The sequence below is a fragment of the Parasalinivibrio latis genome, from assembly GCF_036825535.1.
Classification (GTDB): Bacteria; Pseudomonadota; Gammaproteobacteria; order Enterobacterales; family Vibrionaceae; genus Parasalinivibrio; species Parasalinivibrio latis.
In genome coordinates, this window is record NZ_CP098812.1 from 3452508 (window position 1) to 3476725 (window position 24218).

Genomic DNA, 24218 nt, shown 5'->3' on the forward strand with positions numbered 1-24218 from the left:
AGTGGTGACTAATCGAAATATCGGCGAGAGGCGAGAGGCGAGAGGCGAGAGGCGAGAGGCGAGAGGCGAGAGGCGAGAGGCGAGAGGCGAGAGGCGAGAGGCGAGAGGCGAGAAAATGTATGGGTTCGGGGGAAGTTGCACAAGGCTTTTTTCTACGCACCACTCCGTACTCGCCGCTGATCTTCCCTACCCTGCTTTTCCAGGACCTTTTCTTCCCTGGTCCGGTTTCCTTTTTCCAAAACGGAAAAAAGCCCTGACGGTTAAGTCAGGGCTTCTTCTAATTTAAAGCCTGGCGATGTCCTACTCTCACATGGGGAGGCCCCACACTACCATCGGCGCTATTGCGTTTCACTTCTGAGTTCGGCATGGGTTCAGGTGGAGCCACAATGCTATGGTCGCCAGACAAATTCGGTACAATCTTGAAAGCTGATGTCTTCTAGCGTGTTCTCTTACACATTCAAGATGTTTGATTCTCTTGAGTACGCACAAAACCCCTTGGGTGTTGTATGGTTAAGCCTCACGGGCAATTAGTACAGGTTAGCTCAACGCCTCACAGCGCTTACACACCCTGCCTATCTACGTCGTAGTCTCCGACAACCCTTTAGGACACTTAAAGTGTCAGGGAGAACTCATCTTGAGGCTCGCTTCCCGCTTAGATGCTTTCAGCGGTTATCGATTCCGAACTTAGCTACCGGGCAATGCCACTGGCGTGACAACCCGAACACCAGAGGTTCGTCCACTCCGGTCCTCTCGTACTAGGAGCAGCCCCTCTCAATTCTCCAACGCCCACGGCAGATAGGGACCGAACTGTCTCACGACGTTCTAAACCCAGCTCGCGTACCACTTTAAATGGCGAACAGCCATACCCTTGGGACCGACTTCAGCCCCAGGATGTGATGAGCCGACATCGAGGTGCCAAACACCGCCGTCGATATGAACTCTTGGGCGGTATCAGCCTGTTATCCCCGGAGTACCTTTTATCCGTTGAGCGATGGCCCTTCCATTCAGAACCACCGGATCACTATGACCTGCTTTCGCACCTGCTCGAACCGTCATTCTCGCAGTCAAGCGGGCTTATGCCATTGCACTAACCTCACGATGTCCGACCGTGATTAGCCCACCTTCGTGCTCCTCCGTTACTCTTTGGGAGGAGACCGCCCCAGTCAAACTACCCACCAGGCACTGTCCTCACCCCGGATAACGGGGCCAAGTTAGAACATCAAACATACAAGGGTGGTATTTCAAGGATGGCTCCACGGCAACTGGCGTCACCGCTTCAAAGCCTCCCACCTATCCTACACATGTAGGCTCAATGTTCAGTGCCAAGCTGTAGTAAAGGTTCACGGGGTCTTTCCGTCTAGCCGCGGGTACACAGCATCTTCACTGCGATTTCAATTTCACTGAGTCTCGGGTGGAGACAGCGTGGCCATCATTACGCCATTCGTGCAGGTCGGAACTTACCCGACAAGGAATTTCGCTACCTTAGGACCGTTATAGTTACGGCCGCCGTTTACCGGGGCTTCGATCAAGAGCTTCATCCGAAGACTAACCCCATCAATTAACCTTCCGGCACCGGGCAGGCGTCACACCGTATACGTCTTCTTTCGAATTTGCACAGTGCTATGTTTTTAATAAACAGTTGCAGCCACCTGGTATCTGCGACTGCCTTCAGCTCCATCCGCAAGGGACTTCACCAAGGGCAGCGTACCTTCTCCCGAAGTTACGGTACCATTTTGCCTAGTTCCTTCACCCGAGTTCTCTCAAGCGCCTTGGTATTCTCTACCCGACCACCTGTGTCGGTTTGGGGTACGGTTACTGATAACCTGAAGCTTAGAGGCTTTTCCTGGAAGCATGGCATCAATGACTTCACCACCGTAGTGGCTCGACATCAGGTCTCAGCCTTAAGAGAAACCGGATTTACCTAATTTCTCAGCCTACACCCTTGAACCGGGACAACCGTCGCCCGGCCCACCTAGCCTTCTCCGTCCCCCCATCGCAGTTATCAGCAGTACGGGAATATTAACCCGTTTCCCATCGACTACGCCTTTCGGCCTCGCCTTAGGGGCCGACTCACCCTGCCCCGATTAACGTTGGACAGGAACCCTTGGTCTTCCGGCGAGGAGGTTTTTCACCCCCTTTGTCGTTACTCATGTCAGCATTCGCACTTCTGATACGTCCAGCACACCTTACAGTGCACCTTCAGCCGCTTACAGAACGCTCCCCTACCCAATACGATTAATCGCATTGCCGCAGCTTCGGTGTATCGCTTAGCCCCGTTACATCTTCCGCGCAGGCCGACTCGACCAGTGAGCTATTACGCTTTCTTTAAATGATGGCTGCTTCTAAGCCAACATCCTGGCTGTCTGGGCCTTCCCACATCGTTTCCCACTTAGCGATAACTTTGGGACCTTAGCTGGCGGTCTGGGTTGTTTCCCTCTCCACGACGGACGTTAGCACCCGCCGTGTGTCTCCCGGATAGTACTTACTGGTATTCGGAGTTTGCAAAGGGTTGGTAAGTCGGGATGACCCCCTAGCCTTAACAGTGCTCTACCCCCAGTAGTATTCGTCCGAGGCGCTACCTAAATAGCTTTCGGGGAGAACCAGCTATCTCCGAGTTTGATTGGCCTTTCACCCCTAGCCACAAGTCATCCGCTAATTTTTCAACATTAGTCGGTTCGGTCCTCCAATTGATGTTACTCAATCTTCAACCTGCCCATGGCTAGATCACTCGGTTTCGGGTCTAATTCCAGCAACTGCACGCCCAGTTAAGACTCGGTTTCCCTACGGCTCCCCTATGCGGTTAACCTTGCTACTGAAATTAAGTCGCTGACCCATTATACAAAAGGTACGCAGTCACCCAACAAGTGGGCTCCCACTGCTTGTACGTACACGGTTTCAGGTTCTATTTCACTCCCCTCACAGGGGTTCTTTTCGCCTTTCCCTCACGGTACTGGTTCACTATCGGTCAGTCAGGAGTATTTAGCCTTGGAGGATGGTCCCCCCATCTTCAGACAAGATAACACGTGTCCCGTCCTACTCGTTTTCACGCTAAAAGCATTGTCGTGTACGGGGCTGTCACCCTGTATCGCGCCACTTTCCAGAGGCTTCCACTAACACTTAAAACGCTTAAGGGCTAATCCGGGTTCGCTCGCCGCTACTGCCGGAATCTCAGTTGATTTCTTTTCCTCGGGGTACTTAGATGTTTCAGTTCTCCCGGTTCGCCTCGCTGCGCTATGTATTCACGCAGCGATACTGGCTTATGCCAGTGGGTTTCCCCATTCGGACATCCCAGACTCAAGTGGCTTTTACTGCCTTATCTGGGCTTATCGCAAGTTAATACGTCCTTCATCGCCTCTGACTGCCAAGGCATCCACCGTGTACGCTTAGTCACTTAACCATACAACCCGAAGGAGTTTCGAGTCATACGTTGACCAAGATTTGGTTTTCGCCGTACTCAAATTGAGTTGTGCTTAAAGCACTACCAAAACACTTGAATGTGTTTGCTTTGAGAACTTGTTTGCTTTCGCAAACAATCCAATCTTTCGATTGAATTACTAGTCAGCTTTCCAGATTGTTAAAGAGCATTTCTCTATAAAAGAGAGAGTGATGTAAAACCACTTTCTAAAGGCAATTAAAAAATGCATTTAACAAGTGGCGTCCCGTAGGGGAGTCGAACCCCTGTTACCGCCGTGAAAGGGCGGTGTCCTAGGCCTCTAGACGAACGGGACACTGTGCCAGGGCTTTGGGCACCCCAACAAAATACTCTCTTTACTTTTCGACCAAGCAATCTGTGTGGACACTCATGAAGCAGTTTAGGTAAGGAGGTGATCCAGCCCCAGGTTCCCCTAGGGCTACCTTGTTACGACTTCACCCCAGTCATGAATCACACCGTGGTAAACGCCCTCCCGAAGGTTAAGCTATCTACTTCTGGTGCAACCCACTCCCATGGTGTGACGGGCGGTGTGTACAAGGCCCGGGAACGTATTCACCGTGGCATTCTGATCCACGATTACTAGCGATTCCGACTTCATGGAGTCGAGTTGCAGACTCCAATCCGGACTACGACATACTTTCTGGGATTCGCTCCACCTCGCGGTCTCGCTGCCCTCTGTATATGCCATTGTAGCACGTGTGTAGCCCTACTCGTAAGGGCCATGATGACTTGACGTCGTCCCCACCTTCCTCCGGTTTATCACCGGCAGTCTCCCTGGAGTTCCCGACATGACTCGCTGGCAAACAAGGATAAGGGTTGCGCTCGTTGCGGGACTTAACCCAACATTTCACAACACGAGCTGACGACAGCCATGCAGCACCTGTCTCAGAGCTCCCGAAGGCACACTCGAATCTCTTCAAGCTTCTCTGGATGTCAAGAGTAGGTAAGGTTCTTCGCGTTGCATCGAATTAAACCACATGCTCCACCGCTTGTGCGGGCCCCCGTCAATTCATTTGAGTTTTAACCTTGCGGCCGTACTCCCCAGGCGGTCTACTTAACACGTTAGCTCCGAAAGCCACACCTTATAGGCACAACCTCCAAGTAGACATCGTTTACGGCGTGGACTACCAGGGTATCTAATCCTGTTTGCTCCCCACGCTTTCGCATCTGAGCGTCAGTCTTTGTCCAGGGGGCCGCCTTCGCCACCGGTATTCCTCCAGATCTCTACGCATTTCACCGCTACACCTGGAATTCTACCCCCCTCTACAAGACTCTAGCCTGCCAGTCTCAAATGCAACTCCCAGGTTAAGCCCGGGGCTTTCACATCTGACTTAACAGACCGCCTGCATGCGCTTTACGCCCAGTAATTCCGATTAACGCTCGCACCCTCCGTATTACCGCGGCTGCTGGCACGGAGTTAGCCGGTGCTTCTTCTGCAGCTAACGTCAAATGGTGCAGCTATTAACTACACCACCTTCCTCACTGCTGAAAGTGCTTTACAACCCGAAGGCCTTCTTCACACACGCGGCATGGCTGCATCAGGGTTTCCCCCATTGTGCAATATTCCCCACTGCTGCCTCCCGTAGGAGTCTGGACCGTGTCTCAGTTCCAGTGTGGCTGATCATCCTCTCAGACCAGCTAGGGATCGTCGCCTTGGTGAGCCATTACCCCACCAACTAGCTAATCCCACTTGGGCTCATCTCTGGGTGCGAGGCCCGAAGGTCCCCCGCTTTGGTCCGTAGACATTATGCGGTATTAGCTACCGTTTCCAGTAGTTATCCCCCGCCCAGAGGCAGATCCCCAAGCATTACTCACCCGTCCGCCGCTCGCCGCCCAACAACGCTCCCGAAGGATTGTTGTTGTCGCTGCCGCTCGACTTGCATGTGTTAGGCCTGCCGCCAGCGTTCAATCTGAGCCATGATCAAACTCTTCAATTAAAGTTTTTTCAAACCCGAAGGTTTGGCTCAATGAATACTGTTATTCCTTATTACTAAGGAATGAATTGACTGTGCCGATATTCCTTTGCAGGAATCTCGTTTGGTCACTCGATTCATTGAATAAATTCTTTATTCTGTTTCAACGAGCGCCCACACAGATTGCATGGTCAAATTGTTAAAGAGCAATATCGACGTTAGCGTACGTTATCCTGAGACTTCGTTTTACCGCTTTCGTGACCGGAGTCACACTCCGTTCCCCGTCGACAGGAGCGCAGTATAGAGATCTGAAATTTTCGTGCAACCTCTTTTTTCAAAAAAGAGATCGTTAGGTTACTTATTGTTCAAAATGGTAAAAATACGGCATTCCTGCACAAAAAACAGACAAAAAAGAACCCGCTGATAGCGGGTTCTTTATATCTCGGTAAGGAGATGGCGATTACATCATGCCACCCATGCCGCCCATACCACCCATGCCGCCCATATCAGGCATTGCAGGAGCGTCTTTCTTAGGCTGCTCAGTGATCATAGCTTCAGTAGTGATCATCAGGCCAGCTACAGATGCGGCAAACTGCAATGCACTACGGGTTACCTTAGTTGGATCCAGGATACCCATTGCAATCATGTCGCCGTATTCGCCGGTAGCTGCGTTATAACCGAAGTTACCTTCGCCTGCTTTAACGTTGTTAGCAACAACAGAAGCTTCATCACCTGCGTTATAAGCGATCTGGCGAAGCGGAGATTCCATCGCGCGCAGAGCAACGCGGATACCTACGTTTTGCTCTTCGTTGCTGCCAGTCAGGCCAGCTACCAGTTTCGCTACGCGAACCAGAGCTACACCACCACCAGCAACCACACCTTCTTCTACCGCTGCACGGGTTGCATGAAGGGCGTCTTCTACGCGGTCTTTCTTCTCTTTCATTTCAACTTCAGTTGCAGCACCCACTTTGATTACTGCTACACCGCCAGCCAGCTTGGCCACGCGCTCTTGCAGCTTCTCTTTATCGTAGTCTGAAGTTGCTTCTTCGATTTGTTGACGAATCTGAGCAACGCGAGCCTTGATTGAACCTTCTTCACCAACACCATCAATAATAGTGGTGTTTTCTTTGGTGATATTGATGCGCTTGGCTTGACCCAGGTCTTCCAGAGTCGCTTTTTCAAGCTCCAGGCCAACTTCTTCTGAAATAACAGTACCACCGGTCAGGATAGCAATGTCCTGCAGCATGGCTTTACGGCGGTCACCGAAACCTGGTGCCTTAACGGCAGCAACTTTCACGATACCGCGCATGTTGTTTACAACCAGAGTAGCCAGTGCTTCACCTTCTACGTCTTCTGCAATGATCAGCAGAGGACGTGATGCCTTGGCAACAGCTTCCAGAGCTGGCAGCAGCTCACGGATGTTAGAAACTTTCTTGTCAACCAGCAGGATGAATGGGTTTTCCAGATCAACAGATCCAGACTCCTGATTGTTGATGAAGTAAGGAGACAGGTAGCCACGATCAAACTGCATACCTTCAACTACGTCCAACTCGTCCTGCAGGGACTGGCCTTCTTCAACAGTAATAACACCGTCACGGCCTACTTTTTCCATCGCTTCAGCGATGATGTTACCTACGGTCTCGTCAGAGTTAGCAGAAATAGTACCAACCTGCGCGATCGCTTTAGAATCTGCACATGGAACAGACAGCGTTTTCAGCTCTTCAACAGCTGCGGCAACTGCTTTATCAATGCCACGCTTCAGATCCATTGGGTTCATGCCAGCAGCAACGGCTTTCAGACCTTCATTTACGATAGCCTGGGCCAGAACGGTTGCAGTGGTGGTACCGTCACCAGCAGCATCATTTGCTTGTGAAGCCACTTCCTTAACCATCTGGGCACCCATGTTCTGGAACTTGTCTTCCAGTTCAATTTCACGGGCTACAGACACACCGTCTTTAGTGATGGTTGGTGCACCGAATGATTTATCCAGTACAACGTTACGGCCTTTAGGGCCCAGGGTGACTTTAACTGCATCTGCCAGAACGTTTACACCTTCCAGCATTTTAACGCGGGCATCGTTACCAAACTTTACGTCTTTAGCTGCCATTTTCTATCTTCCTTTTCTTTAATTCTGTGGTTACCGGATATCGGAATTACTCAACGATAGCCAGGATATCGCTTTCAGACAGGATCAGGACTTCTTTACCTTCGATCTTCTCAGACTTGGTGCCAAAACCTTCAGAGAAAATAACAGTATCACCAACTTTAACGTCCAGTGGCTGTACAGAACCGTTTTCCAGAATACGGCCTTTACCTGCAGCCAGAACCTTACCACGGGTTGATTTTTCCGCCGCAGAACCAGTCAGTACGATACCGCCAGCTGACTTGGATTCAACTTCCAGGCGTTCAACAATAACTCGATCGTGAAGTGGACGAATATTCATCGGTCGTCTCCTGATTTTATATGGTTATTCCATGTAATTTGGGTTTCAGACGCGAAGCTGCTCTGCTTCCGCCCGGTTGTAACCTAATGTGGGGGACAGGTTTTGGCTTTCCAAGGGGCAAAAATAAATTTTTTGCTTTTTTTTGCGCTGGGTAACGCTATGGATTAGGGTAGGCGTGCCCAGTAAAGCCGAGACGACTATGAAAGACAAACACGGCCTGTTGTCCGCGCCGTTAGATAACATATTGATGAAAATGACCGTCCCCATGGTGTTTGGGATGGTTGCTATCCTTATGTTTAACTTGGTCGATACCTTCTTCATCTCGATGTTGGGCACCCAGGCATTGGCTGCCGTGAGTTTTACCTTCCCGGTTACCTTTGCTGTAAATTGCATTACGATGGGTATCGGTGCCGGTATTTCTATTCTTGTCGGGCGACTTCTGGGAAGGAACGAACACAGGGAAGCCGCTCGGGTCGCAAGCCATGGTCTGTTGCTTGCTTTGATACTGGTTTCTCTGGCATCCCTAGCCGGGCTCACAACAATAACCCCGCTTTTTGGCCTTTTAGGGGCAAAAACCTCCCTAATGCCACTCATTTCACAATATATGGAGGTGTGGTATCTCACCATCCCTCTGCTGGTAATCCCAATGGCAGGAAATGCAGCCATCCGGGCAACAGGGGATACCAAAACACCGGCAAAAATCATGATGCTCGCGGGGGGCATTAATGGCTTGCTTGACCCCTTACTCATCTTTGGCCCCGGCCCTTTCCCTGAATTAGGAGTAAGGGGTGCGGCTATCGCCAGCGCAATCAGTTGGGCCGGCGCCCTGTTGATGTCAGGCTATATATTAGTAAGGCGGGACAAGCTGCTTTCATTCCCTTCCCCAGCCCATATCAGTCAGGACTTTAAGGAAATACTGAGCCTTGGCGCACCCGCTGCTTTCTCGAATGCGCTTAACCCGCTGTCCGGAGCGGTACTGATGTCGATGCTTGCCTCCCAAGGGACAGCAAGTGTGGCGGCATATGGAGCAGCACAACGGGTTGAGTCCCTGCTTCTTATCGTTATGATGTCCCTGTGCTCTGTGCTCACTCCCCTGATGGCACAAAACTTGGGTGCTGGAAACCGTGAACGGGCGTTCGAAGCGCTTTTCAAGGCAATGCGGTTTGCTTTCCTTTTTCAGCTTTTGGTGTTTGCAGCCATGGTGCCGTTGAGCCACCCCATCGCAGAGCTCTTCAGCCAGGAAACGCTCGTCAGGGAACAGCTTTGGCTCTATCTTATCGTGGTCCCCATCAGCTATGGTTTACTTGGCAACGTCATGCTGCTGAGCAGTGCGTTGAATGCCCTAAAAAAAACCCAGTACGCTTTTGCGGTAAATCTAATGAGGTTATTTGGGCTTTTACTGCCACTCGCCTGGTTGGGGAAATACATCAATGGTACTGAAGGTCTCTTTGTCGGGATTGCCGTTGCCCACGCCATTGCCGGGTTCTCCGCCTATCTATTTGCACGCCATCTGCGCAGCTTCCCTCCCCAGCTCAACTAACAATTTCGTCTGGCTGCTACACTGTACTCAAGTTTTATGTATAGCAGCCTGTTTGTATTGCCTTCTCAAAAACAAGCAAAAACAAAGGTGTAGCGAAATACACGTGGTAAACTGACATCGGTCAAATAATCGCCAGCACAGACAGGCTGCGCCGGAACAGGAATTCAGGGAGCAGATTATGGACAATTCACTTTTGTGGCAGCCCTCATCTTCACGTGTTGAAGATTCCAACATGCAGGCCTTTATCGGATTTCTCAATCAGCATGAAAATGCAGGCATTACCGATTACCCGTCACTCCACAACTGGTCATTGCAGAACAATGCCACCTTCTGGGTACGTTTCTGGCAATGGACTCAAATCCAGGGAGACCCGGGCGATATTGCACTGTCACCGGATATGGAAAACCGTAACCGGGACAGTGTCTGGTTCCCCGAAGCTCGGCTGAATTATGCGGAAAACCTGTTGCATTTTGTCCCGCTCAGGAACCAGGAAGATGCTCTGATATTCTGTGATGAGTCAGGCCAACACCGCCACGTCAGTTGGCACCAACTTTATGACCAGGTAGCAAGCATCGCCCAGTTCCTTCGCGAAAAGGGTATCCAGCAAGGTGATGTCATAGCGGGTTATCTTCCCAATATGCCGGAAACCATTGTGGCTATGCTGGCTGCAACCTCTCTGGGTGCTATCTGGACATCCACTTCCCCGGACTTTGGTGTCGACAGTGTTCTTGACCGTTTCGGCCAGACCGAGCCAAAGGTTCTCTTTACTGTCGATGGCTATTTCTATGGCGGGCGCACCCATGATTGCATGGAAAAATCCCACACCATTGTGGAGCGACTGCCGTCAGTGGAACAGTGGATTGTCGTCTCTCACGCAGGCAGAGGATTCGGACTGCCAGACAATGCTATCGCCTGGCAGGATTTGATGCTGGAAAACCCGCCGCCCCCTGAGTTCGTCCCAGTCAGCTTTAACAGTCCGCTGTTTATCCTCTATTCCTCCGGTACCACTGGGAAGCCAAAATGTATTGTGCACCGGGTCGGCGGTATCCTGATTAACCACCTCAAGGAACATATCCTCCACTCCGATATAAAAGCCGGGGATACTGTTTTTTATTTCACTACATGCGGCTGGATGATGTGGAACTGGCTGGTCAGTGGGCTAGCCTCCGGTGCTACCCTTCTCCTTTATGATGGCTCCCCTTTCCATCCGGAGCCAGGCATCCTGTGGCAACTGGCTGAACGTTACAAAGTGTCGCTTTTCGGCACATCAGCCAAGTACCTTGAAGCCCTCGCAAAACAGGGGTATTGGCCGGAAGAACATCACGACCTGTCTTCCCTGAGGACAATTTGCTCAACAGGCTCAGTCCTGGCTCCAGAGCAGTTCGATTTTGTTTACGACAAGATAAAGCAGGATGTTCAGCTCAGCTCTATTTCAGGCGGCACAGACATATGCGGGTGCTTTGTGCTTGGCAGCCCAATGAGTCAGGTACACCGAAGTGAGTGCCAGGTAAAAGGGCTGGGTATGGATGTCCGGGTGGTGAACAGTGATGGGCATGCCGTTACGGGAGAGCAGGGAGAACTGGTGTGCTGTAACACATTCCCCAACCAGCCTCTCGGTTTTTGGAATGACCCGGACAGCGAAAAATATAATGCCGCTTACTGGGAACGCTTCCCTGGGATCTGGCACCACGGAGATTATGTTGAGGAAAGGCCAACTGGTGGCCTGACATTTTACGGCCGCTCCGATGCCGTGCTTAACCCCGGCGGTGTCCGCATTGGAACGGCAGAGGTGTACAGGTATGTAAATACACTCCCGGAAGTGGCCGACTCCGTAGTCATTGGCCAGACCTGGGACAATGACGTCCGGGTTGTTCTTTTTGTCCAACTCAAGGACAAAGAGATCCTGACTCCGGACCTCGAAGACCGGATACGCAAAACCCTGCGCCAGCACTGCTCGCCCCACCACGTTCCTTCCAAGATACTCGCCGTGCAGGACATCCCCAGAACCCGGTCAGGGAAACTGGCTGAGTTGGCAGTCAAGGATGTTGTCCATGGGCGGGATGTAGTCCAGCAAAGTGCCCTGGCAAATCCCGGTTCCCTGGCAGAATATGAAAACAGGGAAGAACTGCGGGACTGACCACCCGCTCCCTAAACAGAAAAAGCAGCCTCGGCTGCTTTTTTGATATTGATTCGGAATTATTTCAGGCGATTTTTATCATCCGGATCTGAACCATCTTTACGCTCCCACTCACCGTCGAAGGTATTACCCTCATTTGAATTGCCAGAGCGGTTGAACGGATCCTGCTCAAATGGCCCCTGCTGGTAAAAACCACCTTGCTGGAATCCACCCGGAGACATGGTGTTTACTTTGACCCGGCTCATCAGGTATTTGGCAATCGCAGCTCTGGGGGCAGGCAGAAGAATAGTCATGCCCATCGCATCTGTCATAAACCCGGGGGTCAACAGGAGAACCCCCGCGACTGCAAGCATCACACCTTCCACGATCTGCTGGGCCGGAAGCTCTCCCTGCTGCAACCGCTGCTGCACCGACATAAGAGTCTGCAACCCCTGGCTGCGCACTAAAGATGCACCGACAAAGGCTGTAATCAGCACCAGGGCAATCGTCGGCCACAAGCCAAGGATCCCACCAACCTGAATAAACAACGCAATCTCAATAATAGGTACAGCAATAAACGCTAAAAGCAGAATAGGGAACAAAGTAAACCTCATTCGGTAGCGGACTGGATTGTCGCTTCTCGCAACATAGCACTTTAGATATGGGGGCGGAAACTGCGGATTCAATTTTTAAACGCGACACGGAAAAAAGTTGTTACAAAATGGCTGAATTTACGTGCGGTTCATGTGCCAGATGAATGAAATTCAAACAGCACATTTCGGAATATAAAACATGTAAATACGGCATCAATGAAACATTTACCCAACAAAAAATAAAAAACCGAGATTATATGTTGAGCGAGATCACAGCGTTTAAACCCCGATCATAACGTCATACAAAAAATTGATCTTAGGCACATTCTTACTGCCTGCGGTGGATAGAATTCGCAGCCATACAGGGTATTAAAAACCCTTCTACAGCCACAATCTCTGAGGAAAGGACTCTGCAGGTATTTGTTGGGCTAGGTACTTAATTTCTAATTATAAAGGCCAAGTCATGTCTCAGATGATTGAAACCAATGCAGCAATGGCTGCAAATGCAAATCTTGCCACCCGAATTGAAGAGGATCTTCTTGGCGAACGCCAGGTTCCGGGTGACGCTTACTGGGGTATCCACACCCTGCGTGCTGTCGAAAACTTCCAAATCTCAAGCACTACCATTTCTGATATCCCTGACTTTGTCCGCGGTATGGTTTTCACCAAGAAAGCCGCTGCCATGGCAAACAAAGAGCTGGGTGTGATCCCACCAGAAGTGGGCGATTACATCATCAAGGCCTGTGACCTTATCCTGGAAACCGGCAAATGCATGGACCAGTTCCCGTCTGATGCCTTCCAGGGCGGTGCAGGCACCTCTGTGAACATGAACGCCAACGAAGTGGTTGCCAACCTGGCACTGGAACTGATGGGCCGTGAAAAGGGTGAATACGACGTTGTTAACCCTAACGACCACGTCAACAAGAGCCAGTCTACCAACTGCGCCTACCCTACCGGTTTCCGCATCGCGGTATACAACAGCATCGTGAAGCTGATGTCTGCGATCTCTTATCTGGAAACGGCGTTCAACGCCAAGGCAGAAGAAAACAAGAACATCCTGAAGATGGGCCGTACCCAGCTGCAGGACGCTGTGCCAATGACTGTTGGCCAGGAATTCCGTGCTTTCGCGGTACTGCTGAAAGAAGAGATCAAAAACCTCAAGTACACTGCGGCCCTGCTGCTGGAAGTGAACCTGGGTGCCACCGCTATCGGTACCGGCCTGAACGCGGTTGCCGGTTACCAGCCTCTGGCTGTACAGCGTCTGGCTGAAATCACCGGCCTGGACGTAACACCGGCAGAAGACCTGATTGAAGCAACCTCAGACTGTGGTTCATACGTAATGGTTCACGGCGCACTGAAGCGTCTGGCTGTGAAGCTGTCCAAGGTATGTAACGACCTGCGTCTGCTCTCTTCCGGCCCACGTGCTGGCCTGAATGAAATCAACCTGCCTGAAATGCAGGCCGGCTCTTCTATCATGCCAGCCAAAGTTAACCCGGTTATCCCTGAAGTGGTCAACCAGGTGTGCTTCAAGGTTATCGGTAACGACACCACTGTGACCATGGCGGCAGAAGCCGGCCAGTTGCAGCTGAACGTGATGGAGCCTGTTATCGGCCAGGCGATGTTCGAATCTGTCTCCCTGCTGTCCAATGCGTGCTACACCCTGGCAGACAAGTGCGTTAACGGCATCACCGTTAACAAGGAAATCTGCGAGCAGTTCGTATTCGGCTCTATCGGTATCGTGACCTACCTGAACCCATTCATCGGTCACCATGAAGGTGACATCGTTGGCAAGATCTGCGCCGAAACCGGCAAGAGTGTCCGCGAAGTGGTTCTGGAGCGCGGCCTGCTGACTGAAGAGCAACTGGATGACATCTTCTCTGTCGAGAACCTGATGAATCCTCAATACAAGGCCAAGCGTTATATCTAATACCACTGGCAGGACCTAATTCTCTGCTATCGGGGGCAAGTACCGTCCCATTCTCCCCGGGATGGTACTGGCTCTGAACCCCCGATATGGCAGTAAACGGATTTTTTACCTATCGGAGCTTTACACTATGTTTCTTATTGAGTTTCTCGTCGTTCTGGCGTGTATCCTTATTGGTGCACGTATAGGAGGCATCGGCCTGGGTATCATGGGCGGTTTCGGCCTGGCTATCCTGACCTTTGTCTTTGGCCTCCAGCCTACCAGCCCACCAATCGATGTTATGCTGATGATCATGGCCGTGGTTGCCGCTGCTGCGTGTATGCAGGCTGCCGGTGGTCTGGATTATCTGGTACACCTGGCTGAAAAGCTGTTGCGCAAGCAACCTCGCTACATCAACTTTATGGCACCACTGGTCACTTATGTATTCACCATGCTGGCGGGTACCGGCCACGTTGCATACTCAGTGTTGCCTATCATCGCTGAAGTTTCACGCCGTACCGGCATCCGCCCTGAGCGTCCGATGTCTGTTGCGGTAATCGCCTCTCAGTTCGCCATTGTTGTCAGCCCAATTTCTGCCGCGACTGTAGCTATGGTCGGTGTCGTTGAGCCTGCAGGTATCACTCTGGGTGACATCCTGATGGTCACCATCCCTTGTACCTTCATCGGCCTGGCTGTTGCTGCCTTTGCTGTTGGTTACATGGGCGCAGACCTGTCCAACGATGCTGAATACCAGCGCCGCATGCAGGATCCTGAGTACCGCACACTGATCGAAGGCACCGCAGAAGCGAATGCCAGCGAATACGTCCCAACCAAAGACGCCAAGTTCTCTGTAGGTATGTTCCTGCTGGGTTCTCTGCTGGTTGTTATCCTGGGTGCAATCCCATCCCTGCGCCCGGTATTCGAAATCGGTGGCAACGAAGTTCGCCTGGGCATGGCTCATGCGATTGAAATCGTCATGCTGACCGTAGCCAGTATCACTGTACTGGTATGTAAGCCGAACCAGGACAAAGTATCCCGTGGCTCAGTATTCCACGCAGGTATGCGCGCCATTATCGCGATCTTCGGTATCGCATGGCTGGGTGACACCCTGTTCAACGGCCACATGGGCATGTTGAAAGAAGCGGTTCAGGGGCTGGTTGAAACCGCACCTTGGGCATTCGCCTTCGCACTGTTCGGTTTCTCTGTGATGGTAAACAGCCAGGGCGCGACCACCGCTGTCCTGATGCCTCTGGGTCTGGCGCTCGGTATCGAGCCGGCTTACCTGGTTGCCATGTTCGTAGCGGTTAACGGCTACTTCTTTATCCCTAACTACGGCCCAATCATCGCAGCTATCGACTTTGACGTTACCGGTACCACCAAGATCGGTAAGTACATCTTCAACCACAGCTTCATGATGCCGGGTATGGTAGCGATGATTGTTTCGCTGGTATTCGGTTTCGTGTTTGCAGGTATGTTCCTGTAACAGGTTGAAAACCGTCACTTAAACAGAAGCCGGTCTTATACCGGCTTTTTGTTTGCCTGAATTTCTGTTCAAGAATTCTTCAATGCCCCACGTCGCCTATTAACAAAGTTTAATATCACGAAATTTTGATACACAACCGGTCTAATAAACATATAAAAAGTGATCTGCGCCATATTATTTATGCTGAAACACGCTAAAATTGCCCTCAGATTTAACAAGGTGCAAACGCACCACCTGCCACAATCTCTGAGGAAAGGACTCTGCGGTAATTGTCAGGCTAGGCTGTCATCCAAATTTTTGTATTTATATATAGGCCAAGTCATGTCTCAGATGATTGATAACAATGTAGCTAACGCTGCTGATTCTGCTGTTGCATTCCGGATCGAAGAGGATCTTCTTGGCGAACGCCAGGTTCCGGCTGATGCTTACTGGGGTATCCACACCCTGCGTGCTGTCGAAAACTTCCAAATTTCTAACACCAAGATTTCTGACATTCCTGACTTTGTCCGCGGTATGGTTTTCACCAAGAAAGCCGCTGCCATGGCAAACAAAGAGCTGGGTGTGATCCCACCAGAAGTGGGCGATTACATCATCAAAGCCTGTGACCTTATCCTGGAAACCGGCAAATGCATGGACCAGTTCCCGTCTGATGCCTTCCAGGGCGGTGCGGGCACCTCTGTGAACATGAATACCAACGAAGTGGTTGCCAACCTGGCACTGGAACTGATGGGCCGTGAAAAGGGTGAATACGACGTTGTTAACCCTAACGACCACGTCAACAAGAGCCAGTCTACCAACTGCGCCTACCCTACCGGTTTCCGCATCGCGGTATACAACAGCATCGTGAAGCTGATGTCTGCGATCTCTTATCTGGAAACGGCGTTCAACGCCAAGGCAGAAGAAAACAAGAACATCCTGAAGATGGGCCGTACCCAGCTGCAGGACGCTGTGCCAATGACTGTTGGCCAGGAATTCCGTGCTTTCGCGGTACTGCTGAAAGAAGAGATCAAAAACCTCAAGTACACTGCGGCCCTGCTGCTGGAAGTGAACCTGGGTGCCACCGCTATCGGTACCGGCCTGAACGCGGTTGCCGGTTACCAGCCTCTGGCTGTACAGCGTCTGGCTGAAATCACCGGCCTGGACGTAACACCGGCAGAAGACCTGATTGAAGCAACCTCAGACTGTGGTTCATACGTAATGGTTCACGGCGCACTGAAGCGTCTGGCTGTGAAGCTGTCCAAGGTATGTAACGACCTGCGTCTGCTCTCTTCCGGCCCACGTGCTGGCCTGAATGAAATCAACCTGCCTGAAATGCAGGCCGGCTCTTCTATCATGCCAGCCAAAGTTAACCCGGTTATCCCTGAAGTGGTCAACCAGGTGTGCTTCAAGGTTATCGGTAACGACACCACTGTGACCATGGCGGCAGAAGCCGGCCAGTTGCAGCTGAACGTGATGGAGCCTGTTATCGGCCAGGCGATGTTCGAATCTGTCTCCCTGCTGTCCAATGCGTGCTACACCCTGGCAGACAAGTGCGTTAACGGCATCACCGTTAACAAGGAAATCTGCGAGCAGTTCGTATACGGCTCTATCGGCATCGTGACCTACCTGAACCCTTTCATCGGTCACCATGAAGGTGACATCGTTGGCAAGATCTGCGCCGAAACCGGCAAGAGTGTCCGCGAAGTGGTTCTGGAGCGCGGCCTGCTGACTGAAGAGCAACTGGACGATATCTTCTCTGTTCAGAACCTGATGCACCCTGAGTACAAGGGCAAGCGCTACGCTTAATCGCACTTTAAACAGAAAACGCCCCCTTACCGGGGCGTTTTAGCGTCACAAAACCAATAATTCCAACCAGGTAAACACAACATGATTGGTATAGAGCTTTTTATTGTCCTCGCGTTTATTTTTGTCGGCGCCCGAATAGGCGGTATCGGTATTGGCTTTGCCGGCGGTGCCGGTGTGCTGGTACTCTCTCTGGGACTGGGAATCCCAGCTGGACATATTCCGGTTGATGTAATTCTCATCATTATGTCAGTTATCACGGCCATCGCAGCCATGCAGGTTGCCGGCGGGATGGACTGGCTGGTAGACCTCGCAGAACAGTTCCTCCGCAAGAACCCGAAACGCATCACCTTCTACGCCCCTATCGTTACCTATTTCATGACACTGTTGGCTGGCACCGGCCACACCGCTTTCTCAACACTTCCTGTTATTGCTGAAGTTGCCAAAGAACAAGGTGTCCGTCCGTCCCGCCCGCTGTCTATTGCGGTAGTTGCTTCACAGATTGCCATCACAGCCTCACCAATTTCTGCTGCCGTCGTCTTTTTCTCAGGCATCCTTGAGCCAATGGGTGTTGATTACCTGATGCTGCTGGCTATCTGTATTCCAACAACCTTTGCTGCCTGTATGATTGGCGCCTTCGTGGCGAACTTCCTCGGCTGCGAACTGAAAGATGACCCGGTTTACCAGGAGCGTCTGGCAAAAGGCCTAATCAAGCTACAGGGTGGCACAAAGCGTGAAATCCTGCCGACTGCCAAGATGTCGGTTTATATCTTCGTTTTCGCCATTATCGCCGTTGTGGCTTACGCCACTATGATCAGCGACACCGTCGGCCTTATCCAAAACCCTGCACTGGGTCGTAACCACGCCATCATGGTATTCATGCTGACCGCTGCAACCCTGATCGTGACCACTACCAAGATTGATGCGTCCAAGATTGCCAACGCAGCAACTTTCAAGTCCGGTATGAGTGCCTGTGTGTGCGTACTGGGTGTGGCTTGGCTGGGTGATACCTTTGTTTCTGCCCACATTGACGGCATTAAAGAGCTGGCCTCTGAAATCCTGAAAAACTATCCGTGGATGCTGGCGGTTACCCTGTTCTTCGCCTCTATGTTGCTTTACTCACAGGGTGCAACGACCACTGCCCTGATGCCTGCAGCACTGGCAATCGGCGTGGCGCCACTGACAGCTGTCGCATCCTTTGCCGCAGTCAGTGCGCTGTTTGTACTGCCAACATACCCAACCCTGCTCGCAGCGGTGGAAATGGATGACACAGGCTCAACCCGTATCGGTAACCTGGTGTTCAACCACCCGTTCTTTATTCCGGGTGTTGTGACTATTGCATCTTCCGTTGCCCTTGGTTTTGCTTTTGGTGGCCTGTTTATCTAAACCTGCCAACTGAGCACAAACTCTCCTCAAAAGCCGGTTTCAAACCGGCTTTTTTGCACCCGGCTGAAACTCCTTTCCAGATTTTCCGGTCAGAGTGATATAGTTGCCCCTAATCCTTTGGTTATTTTTTCAACATGACACCGAGAGCAATGATTTCATCAGGAACCCGTTTTCTATCCCTGTTGATGCTTGTGTTGAGCCTTGGCTTTATTGCCCCGGCCCAAGCCGCTTTTAACTTCGGCGCACAGGCAGAGGATCCGCAGTTTGTCCCGGTAGACGAAGCCTTTCCTTTTAATTTTTCCCAACAGGGCAATACTGTCCGTCTCGATTGGCAGGTAAAACCCGACTATTACCTCTATGAGCAGCGCATTAAGGTAGAAACCAAGAATGGCGCTGAAATTGGCCCGCTGGAGATGCGCCGCGGCGAGCCACATAATGATGAGTTTTTCGGTGAGGTGAATATCTATACCACTCCACTGGAAATCACCGTGCCGCTCATTAAAGCAAGCGATACCAGTGAACTGATTGTCCACTACCAGGGCTGCGCCAAAGCCGGGTTCTGTTACCCACCGGAAATCCGAACCATTCCGTTGATGGCCGTAAGTGCAGCCACCAATACACCTGACAGTTCCCAGCTCAGCGCACCTGCTGAAGAAACCAAGCAACCGGTAATCCAGAATGACGGTTCAGCAGATGCACAGCTGGCCCAGTCACTGGCCGACAACTGGTGGCAACCGCTTCTGTTTCTGGCACTGGGCATTGGCCTTGCGTTCACACCCTGTGTACTACCTATGTACCCTATCCTGACCGGCATCGTACTTGGTGGCGGGAAGCTTTCCCAAGGTAAAGCCTTCCGGCTGGCGTTTATCTATGTGCAAGGCATGGCGCTGACCTATACCTTACTCGGACTGGTAGTGGCTTCTGCCGGGCTCCAGTTCCAGGCAGCCCTTCAGCATCCTTATGTACTGGTTGGCTTAAGCATCATGTTTGTTGCGCTGGCACTGTCTATGTTTGGCCTTTATTCCCTGCAATTACCGTCCGGAGTCCAGACTTGGTTGAACAACCTCAGTAACCAACAAAAAGGTGGCAGTACAGCAGGGGTATTCACAATGGGTGCCATATCCGGTCTGATTTGCTCACCGTGTACAACTGCTCCGCTTTCCGGCGCGCTCTTGTATGTTGCCCAGACCGGAGACCTGTTGTTTGGCGGGATCACCCTGTACGCACTGGCGATCGGCATGGGTATCCCCCTGATACTGGCGGCGATGTTTGGCAACAAATTGCTGCCGAAAGCCGGGAACTGGATGAATTACGTAAAGGTGTTCTTCGGTTTTGTACTGCTGGCAGTGCCTCTGTTCCTGCTGGAGCGCATCATCCCTGAACATCTTGCCAACTATGGCTGGGCGCTGCTTGGCCTTGCGTTTGCAGCATGGCTCTACCATACGAAGACCAAAATGCCGGCAGAGTGGCAATCCAGCCTGGTCGGTATCGTAGCTATCCTTGGTATTTCAGCATCCGGTATTTCGCTCTACCAAAATTACACTGGCCTCCCTCAGGCCAGTGAAGCCAAGAGTGAACATGTCGTATTCACCAAAGTTGAAACAGTCAGCGAATTAAACAAGCAGCTTGAAACCGCAAAGGCAGCCGGAAAACCGGTTATGCTCGACTTCTACGCTGACTGGTGTGTCTCCTGTAAGGAGTTTGACAAGTACACCTTCAACAACCCTGACGTGAAACCGCTGCTGGAAAACATTGTCCTGCTTCAGGCGGATGTCACCAAAAGTGAGCCGGATGACATTGCCCTGCTCCAGCAACTTGATGTGCTCGGCCTGCCAACCATCGACTTTTGGGATGCAAAAGGAAATCCACTTCCTCAGGCACGGCTGACCGGCTTTATGAAAGCGGAACCCTTTATCAAGCATCTGAAAAGCCATTACATTGTCCAGTAATCTGATACCCGCCACCCGGCGGGTATTTTACTTCAGGCCAATGATCCAGCTCTTAAATCCCCACATATGCCATTGATTTCATCCAAGCTGAGGTGTTAGCTTTTTCTTAACATATCAAGGATGACCCGGACCATGGACGCCAACTATACAATCGTCATTGCTGACGACCATCCGCTGTTCCGAAATGCGCTGTTTCAATCGGTGCATATGGCTATCAGTGGTGCAAACCTGCTTGAAGCAGACAGCCTGGACAGCTTGATAACCCTGTTGGACAAAGACCCTGACGTGGACTTGCTCCTCCTCGATTTGAAGATGCCGGGAGCCAATGGTATTTCTGGATTGGTACAACTGCGCGCCCAGTTCCCAGACCTTCCCATTGTCGTCATCTCTGCAACCGAAGATGCCCCTATCATCCGCCAGGTAAAATCCCACGGAGCCTTTGGTTTTATCCCCAAATCATCGGATATGCGTTCACTGATACAGTCTCTAAACCACGTTTTGGATGGGGAGATGTGCTTCCCGGAAGGGATTGATGACGGAGGCAGTGATGATGACCTGTCAGCCAAGATTGCGACCCTCACACCGCAACAACACAAGGTGCTGAGCATGCTGTCGGATGGGCTGCTCAACAAACAGATCGCTTACGAGCTCGATGTTTCCGAAGCAACCATCAAGGCACACATGACAGCCATCTTTCGCAAACTGGGGGTCAAAAACCGAACCCAGGCGGTCATCCTGCTCCAACAGGTAGATCTCAGCTGAATTCCACACATCCGGGTGCATGCATCCGGATGATTATTTTTCTGTTTTACCTATTCTTTTCAATTGCCTCCCTGCCATGCATTAGACTTTAGGCGAATGTAACATCTCGTTAACACCATAAAAGTGTGTCCATTCTCACGACAACCCCAGTAAACACCCGATCTTTCGCCAATTTCGGTCGACTAAAGTTGCACTGTTTCCTTGACGCAAGCTTGCTATTGTCTAGGGGTAACATTCCATTAACGTGTCACTTAAGGAGATGGTGATGTCTCTGGATAAAAACAAGGAAATGGCGAAAGCCTATTGGGACAAGAACGTTAAGCTGATGGTTCGCTTAATGGTTGTCTGGTTCGTTGTATCGTTTGGTTGCGGCATCTTATTTGTCGATGTACTGAACAACTTCCAAATTGGCGGCTACAAACTGGGCTTCTGGTTTGCACAGCAAGGGTCTATTTACGTATTCCTCGGGATAATTTTCGTATATGCGCGTCAGATGCGAAAAATCGACCGTGAATTCGGCGTAGACGAGTAAGGAGCCTGAAAAATGGATTTGAAAACCATCACGTATATAGTTGTCGGGTTTACTTTCGCCCTGTATATCGGTATCGCAATCTGGGCCCGCGCGGGTTCAACCAAAGAGTTTTACGTTGCCGGTGGTGGCGTTAACCCTGTTGCAAACGGTATGGCAACAGCAGCGGACTGGATGTCTGCGGCATCATTTATCTCAATGGCTGGTCTGATTGCCTTTATGGGATACGGCGGTTCTGTGTTCCTGATGGGCTGGACCGGCGGTTATGTTCTGCTGGCACTGCTTCTGGCACCTTACCTGCGTAAGTTTGGTAAGTTTACCGTGCCGGAGTTTGTCGGTGAGCGCTTCTACTCCAACACTGCCCGTGTGGTAGCTGTTATCTGCCTTATCATCGCATCCGTTACATATGTAATCGGCCAGATGAAAGGTGTCGGCGTAGCATTCGGCCGTTTCCTGGAAGTGGATTACGATACCGGTCTCTACATCGGAATGACTATCGTATTCCTCTATGCAGTTATGGGCGGCATGAAGGGTATTACCTACACCCAGATTGCACAGTACTGCGTACTCATCCTGGCATACACCATCCCTGCAGTATTTATCTCCCTGCAACTGACTGGTAACCCGCTGCCACAGCTTGGCCTCGGTTCAACCATGGCAGGTACAGATGCTTATCTGCTTGACCGTCTTGACCAGGTCGTCACCGAACTTGGGTTCAGCCAGTACACCACAGCAGTGCGCGGCGATACCCTGAACATGTTCGTTTACACCATGTCACTGATGATCGGTACGGCAGGTCTGCCACACGTTATTATCCGCTTCTTTACTGTACCTAAGGTCCGTGATGCACGTACGTCTGCAGGTTGGGCACTGTTCTTCATTGCTATCCTGTACACCACTGCACCTGCCGTTGCTGCAATGGCACGTCTGAACCTGATGGACACCGTTAACCCAGCTCAAGGCCAGAACCTGGCTTATGATGAGCGTCCTCAATGGTTCAAGAACTGGGAAGTAACCGGCCTGTTGAAGTTCGACGACAAGAACAACGACGGCAAGATCCAGTACACCCCGGATCCAAAGACCAACGAGCTGAACGTTGACCGTGACATCATGGTACTGGCGAATCCAGAAATCGCGAAACTGCCAAACTGGGTAATCGCACTGGTTGCTGCCGGTGGCCTGGCGGCGGCACTGTCCACCGCGGCAGGTCTGTTGCTGGCAATCTCTTCGGCGGTCTCCCACGACCTGTTGAAGGGTGTATTGATGCCGGATATCTCTGAGAAAAACGAGTTGATGGCAAGCCGGGTTGCAATGGCGGTCGCAATTGCCGTGGCCGGTTATCTCGGACTCAACCCACCGGGCTTTGCGGCAGGTACGGTAGCACTGGCCTTCGGCCTGGCTGCATCGTCCATCTTCCCGGCCCTGATGATGGGTATCTTCAGCAAGAAGATAAACAAGGAAGGCGCTATCGCCGGTATGATCGCCGGTATCAGTGTCACCCTGTTCTACGTATTCCAGCACAAGGGCATCCTGTTCGTTGCTGACTGGAAATACCTACAGAGCTGGGGCAGCAACTGGTTCCTGGGTATTGAGCCTAATGCCTTCGGTGCTATAGGTGCGGTATTTAACTTTGCCGTTGCCTACATCGTGTCTGGCATGACCGAAGAAACGCCGGATGAAGTGAAAGAACTGGTAGAGCATGTACGTATCCCTACCGGTGCAGGTGACGCCCAGTCACACTAATACAACGCAATAACCTAAAAGCCCCGTACCGGGGCTTTTTTTCTCCCTCAGAAAGGTTATCTTCTGTTTTGTTTGGCAATGGATTTTTATTGCCGGTTTTAATTACCGCGTCAGGGATGCCCTATGTTTAAGAATAAACACCTCATTCTGGCTATGTTGATCGCCCCGGTTCTGGCTGTGATTGCCTATTTCGGTGTCGACCTTGCCGTCAGTGAAAAGCCCCACGTCGCCAAAGAAGGGGAAAGCTATAAACTGGTGGCCCGCTCAAATTGCCGTTATACATCCGGCCTTTGCGACCTGGAAAACGGTGACTTTGAAGTGCAATTGCGTTCAGAGTCCCTTACCACAGAGAGCCTGGTACTGACCCTCTCCTCCAAATTCCCCCTGAAGGGTGCCAAAATTGCGCTGGTTCCGGATAAATCCTCAACCCGGCAACCGGAAAGCATGATGGCAGACAGCAACGATGGCACGAACTGGTCCATAACCCTGCCGGCACCTACGTCAGACAGCAGCCAGATACGCCTAGTGGTCAGTGCAGATGGCACTCTCTATTTTGCTGATACCCCTGCGACCTTTATCGAATACAAAACCTTCTTCACCGAAGACCAGAAAAACAACGGCTAACTCGCACAGGGTCGAAGT

At 51.4% G+C, this 24218-nt stretch carries 14 protein-coding genes, 1 tRNA gene and 3 rRNA genes; 11 read left to right on the top strand and 7 right to left on the bottom strand.

Annotated features, from left to right (window positions below):
* Positions 1–287 precede the first annotated feature (287 nt).
* The 6 genes from rrf to NF212_RS15610 all read right to left on the bottom strand — a co-directional run bounded on the left by rrf (position 288) and on the right by NF212_RS15610 (position 7790).
* Positions 288–403: ribosomal RNA gene (gene rrf / locus NF212_RS15585) — 5S ribosomal RNA — on the bottom strand.
* Positions 404–506: 103 nt separating this feature from the next.
* Positions 507–3397: ribosomal RNA gene (locus NF212_RS15590) — 23S ribosomal RNA — on the bottom strand.
* Between the two features lie 255 nt (positions 3398–3652).
* Positions 3653–3728 (bottom strand) — tRNA-Glu (locus NF212_RS15595).
* Between the two features lie 89 nt (positions 3729–3817).
* Positions 3818–5370, bottom strand: a 16S ribosomal RNA gene (locus NF212_RS15600).
* The 16S, 23S and 5S rRNA genes sit together here with 1 tRNA gene alongside, the layout of an rRNA operon.
* A 436-nt stretch (positions 5371–5806) precedes the next feature.
* Positions 5807–7453, bottom strand: a complete 1647-nt coding sequence (gene groL, locus NF212_RS15605; RefSeq protein WP_434357185.1) for a chaperonin GroEL — start codon at positions 7451–7453, stop codon at positions 5807–5809.
* 46 nt (positions 7454–7499) lie between these two features.
* The gene (locus NF212_RS15610; protein ID WP_054675656.1) at positions 7500–7790 is read right to left on the bottom strand and encodes a co-chaperone GroES; all 291 of its coding nucleotides are present in this window, start codon (positions 7788–7790) and stop codon (positions 7500–7502) included.
* 199 nt (positions 7791–7989) lie between these two features.
* Here NF212_RS15610 and NF212_RS15615 point away from each other — a divergent pair, with 199 nt between their 5' ends.
* Together NF212_RS15615 and NF212_RS15620 are read left to right on the top strand one after the other, a co-directional pair.
* Entirely contained in the window at positions 7990–9330 is a 1341-nt protein-coding gene (locus tag NF212_RS15615) for an MATE family efflux transporter (RefSeq protein WP_434357188.1), read from the top strand.
* Positions 9331–9508: 178 nt separating this feature from the next.
* Positions 9509–11467: an acetoacetate--CoA ligase gene (locus NF212_RS15620; protein ID WP_434357190.1), complete on the top strand. Its 1959-nt coding sequence runs from the start codon at positions 9509–9511 to the stop codon at positions 11465–11467.
* Positions 11468–11526: 59 nt separating this feature from the next.
* On the opposite strand, the gene NF212_RS15625 is transcribed toward NF212_RS15620, so the two are convergent.
* The gene (locus tag NF212_RS15625) at positions 11527–12048 is read right to left on the bottom strand and encodes an FxsA family protein (RefSeq protein WP_434357192.1); all 522 of its coding nucleotides are present in this window, start codon (positions 12046–12048) and stop codon (positions 11527–11529) included.
* A gap of 454 nt (positions 12049–12502) precedes the next feature.
* On the opposite strand from NF212_RS15625, the gene aspA (NF212_RS15630) reads away from it, so the two are divergent.
* From aspA (NF212_RS15630) to NF212_RS15670, 9 genes are all read left to right on the top strand, one after another.
* Positions 12503–13966 (top strand): aspartate ammonia-lyase, encoded by a 1464-nt coding sequence (gene aspA / locus NF212_RS15630; protein WP_434357194.1) that lies wholly within the window; start codon positions 12503–12505, stop codon positions 13964–13966.
* Between the two features lie 127 nt (positions 13967–14093).
* Positions 14094–15425, top strand: coding sequence for an anaerobic C4-dicarboxylate transporter family protein (locus NF212_RS15635; protein WP_434357196.1), 1332 nt, complete (start codon positions 14094–14096; stop codon positions 15423–15425).
* A gap of 321 nt (positions 15426–15746) precedes the next feature.
* The gene (aspA, locus tag NF212_RS15640) at positions 15747–17210 is read left to right on the top strand and encodes an aspartate ammonia-lyase (RefSeq protein ID WP_434357198.1); all 1464 of its coding nucleotides are present in this window, start codon (positions 15747–15749) and stop codon (positions 17208–17210) included.
* An 81-nt stretch (positions 17211–17291) separates the two neighbouring features.
* Positions 17292–18593, top strand: a complete 1302-nt coding sequence (locus NF212_RS15645; RefSeq protein WP_434357200.1) for an anaerobic C4-dicarboxylate transporter — start codon at positions 17292–17294, stop codon at positions 18591–18593.
* A 134-nt stretch (positions 18594–18727) separates the two neighbouring features.
* Positions 18728–20542 (top strand): protein-disulfide reductase DsbD, encoded by a 1815-nt coding sequence (locus NF212_RS15650; RefSeq protein ID WP_434357202.1) that lies wholly within the window; start codon positions 18728–18730, stop codon positions 20540–20542.
* A 132-nt stretch (positions 20543–20674) separates the two neighbouring features.
* Complete coding sequence (locus NF212_RS15655) at positions 20675–21304, top strand: response regulator transcription factor (protein WP_434357204.1); 630 nt, start codon at positions 20675–20677, stop codon at positions 21302–21304.
* A gap of 265 nt (positions 21305–21569) precedes the next feature.
* Positions 21570–21836 (top strand): DUF4212 domain-containing protein, encoded by a 267-nt coding sequence (locus tag NF212_RS15660; RefSeq protein ID WP_434357206.1) that lies wholly within the window; start codon positions 21570–21572, stop codon positions 21834–21836.
* 12 nt (positions 21837–21848) lie between these two features.
* Positions 21849–23576, top strand: a complete 1728-nt coding sequence (locus tag NF212_RS15665) for a sodium:solute symporter family protein (protein WP_434357208.1) — start codon at positions 21849–21851, stop codon at positions 23574–23576.
* 123 nt (positions 23577–23699) lie between these two features.
* The gene (locus NF212_RS15670; protein ID WP_434357210.1) at positions 23700–24200 is read left to right on the top strand and encodes a hypothetical protein; all 501 of its coding nucleotides are present in this window, start codon (positions 23700–23702) and stop codon (positions 24198–24200) included.
* Positions 24201–24218: the final 18 nt, after the last annotated feature.

Bases quoted from the DNA above. Each gene is read 5' to 3' on its own strand.
- groL (WP_434357185.1), bottom strand. From the start codon at position 7,453: ATGGCAGCTAAAGACGTAAAGTTTGGTAACGATGCCCGCGTTAAAATG.
- NF212_RS15610 (WP_054675656.1), bottom strand. From the start codon at position 7,790: ATGAATATTCGTCCACTTCACGATCGAGTTATTGTTGAACGCCTGGAA.
- NF212_RS15615 (WP_434357188.1), top strand. From the start codon at position 7,990: ATGAAAGACAAACACGGCCTGTTGTCCGCGCCGTTAGATAACATATTG.
- NF212_RS15620 (WP_434357190.1), top strand. From the start codon at position 9,509: ATGGACAATTCACTTTTGTGGCAGCCCTCATCTTCACGTGTTGAAGAT.
- aspA (WP_434357194.1), top strand. From the start codon at position 12,503: ATGTCTCAGATGATTGAAACCAATGCAGCAATGGCTGCAAATGCAAAT.
- NF212_RS15635 (WP_434357196.1), top strand. From the start codon at position 14,094: ATGTTTCTTATTGAGTTTCTCGTCGTTCTGGCGTGTATCCTTATTGGT.
- aspA (WP_434357198.1), top strand. From the start codon at position 15,747: ATGTCTCAGATGATTGATAACAATGTAGCTAACGCTGCTGATTCTGCT.
- NF212_RS15645 (WP_434357200.1), top strand. From the start codon at position 17,292: ATGATTGGTATAGAGCTTTTTATTGTCCTCGCGTTTATTTTTGTCGGC.
- NF212_RS15650 (WP_434357202.1), top strand. From the start codon at position 18,728: ATGACACCGAGAGCAATGATTTCATCAGGAACCCGTTTTCTATCCCTG.
- NF212_RS15655 (WP_434357204.1), top strand. From the start codon at position 20,675: ATGGACGCCAACTATACAATCGTCATTGCTGACGACCATCCGCTGTTC.
- NF212_RS15660 (WP_434357206.1), top strand. From the start codon at position 21,570: ATGTCTCTGGATAAAAACAAGGAAATGGCGAAAGCCTATTGGGACAAG.
- NF212_RS15665 (WP_434357208.1), top strand. From the start codon at position 21,849: ATGGATTTGAAAACCATCACGTATATAGTTGTCGGGTTTACTTTCGCC.
- NF212_RS15670 (WP_434357210.1), top strand. From the start codon at position 23,700: ATGTTTAAGAATAAACACCTCATTCTGGCTATGTTGATCGCCCCGGTT.